This window comes from Streptomyces sp. NPDC050263, from assembly GCF_040655955.1.
In the GTDB taxonomy this organism is placed as follows: domain Bacteria; phylum Actinomycetota; class Actinomycetes; order Streptomycetales; family Streptomycetaceae; genus Streptomyces.
In genome coordinates, this window is the sequence record NZ_JBFAKW010000299.1 from 1 (window position 1) to 1,377 (window position 1,377).

Consider the following 1,377-nt stretch of genomic DNA (forward strand, 5'->3'; position numbering starts at 1 on the left):
CCTCGTACTGGACGTACTTGGGCTTTCGGCCGGTGCGGCGAGAGTGCGTGCCGGGCGTCGCGACGGGGCGAACGTTGCCTGCCGCGGCACTAGCCATCTGATGAGCGAGATGGCACAGACCGCCGACCACCTCGTCATCGTCGGCCACGGCCGGCTCCTCGCCGACACCGACATGAACAGCTTCATCGAGGACAACTCCGTCTCCAAGGTCAAGGTCCGCACCCCGGAGGCGGAGCACCTGCTGTCGCTGTTGAAGGCGAAGGGCATCAGCTCCCACAGGCAACTCGACGGAACCGTACTGGCCGTGGGCGTGGACGCGCCGACCGTCGGCGGCATCGCCTTCACCCACGGGGTGACCGTCCACGAACTGGCCACCGAGCACGGTTCCTTGGAGGAGGCCTTCATGCGGCTGACCGCGCAGGCCGTCGAGTTCAGGGCGGGGAGCCGATGATGACGGCGAACTCCCCGACCGCGGTCGTCCGTTCCGAATGGACCAAGGCACGCACCGTCCGCTCCACGTCCTGGACCCTGCTCCTCACGTTCGTGACCAGCGTCGGCATCGGCGTCACGAACTGCCTCTCCGTCAAGAAGGCCATCGCCGAGGACAGCCCGCTGGTCCGGCCCGACTTCCACCCCGCCAACTCCGGGTTCGTCGGAGTGGCCGTCGGCCAACTGGTCCTGGTGGTCTTCGCAGCCCTCCTCGTCTCCGGCGAACACTCCGGCGGAATGCTCCGGACCTCGCTGCTGGCCGTGCCCCGGCGCGGCCTGCTCTACGGGGCGAAGCTCACCGTCGGCGCGCTTTTGACGTTCGGGGTGTCCGTCGTCACCGTCCTCATCGCCTTCCTCGCCTCGGAACGGGCCCTCGGCTCCATCGGCGTACCGCTGGACAGCCCGGGGGTGCCGCGCGCGCTGGTGGGCGCGGTCGTCGATCTGACCCTCATCTGGATCTTCAGCGCCGGCGTGGCGGTCATGCTGCGCAGCCCGGTGACGTCTCTCAGCGTCCTGATCCCGTTGCACTTCATCCTGCCGACCTTCATGCTCAACGTCCCCGGCCTCAAGACGATCGCGTACTACCTCCCCACCCAGGCGGGCGCGCAGCTCATGCAAGTGGCCAGACAGGGCGACTCGACCCTGTCCGCGGGCACCGGGCTGGCCGTGCTGCTCGCGTGGACGACGGCCGCTGTCATCGGCGGTCACATCGCCCTGCGCTCCCGGGACGCATGACCCGGGACCGGTCAGGGACCCGCAAGAGGACTGTCGTACCGGGGTGCGGAGGCCTCGGAGGCGTGGAGCCCCTCGGCCTCGATGGAGCCGGTGGCCGAGGCGGCCGTACGTCGTGCCGCTCGGCCACCGGCACCATGCCACCGCCGGCGGCGG

The 1,377-nt window shown here is 69.7% G+C and carries 2 protein-coding genes; both read left to right on the forward strand.

Annotation, left to right across the window (positions count from 1 at the left end; all coding sequences use genetic code 11):
- The first annotated feature begins 100 nt into the window (after positions 1–100).
- On the forward strand, positions 101–451 hold the full coding sequence (locus AB0J04_RS46135) for a hypothetical protein (RefSeq protein WP_363174732.1): 351 nt from the start codon (positions 101–103) through the stop codon (positions 449–451).
- On the forward strand, positions 451–1,224 hold the full coding sequence (locus tag AB0J04_RS46140) for an ABC transporter permease (protein ID WP_363174733.1): 774 nt from the start codon (positions 451–453) through the stop codon (positions 1,222–1,224). The genes AB0J04_RS46135 and AB0J04_RS46140 overlap by 1 nt, the downstream gene beginning before the upstream one ends.
- Positions 1,225–1,377 lie beyond the last annotated feature (153 nt).

Excerpts from the sequence above, each read along its gene's own strand:
- AB0J04_RS46140 (WP_363174733.1), top strand. The coding sequence starts at position 451 with ATGACGGCGAACTCCCCGACCGCGGTCGTCCGTTCCGAATGGACCAAG.
- AB0J04_RS46135 (WP_363174732.1), top strand. The coding sequence starts at position 101 with ATGAGCGAGATGGCACAGACCGCCGACCACCTCGTCATCGTCGGCCAC.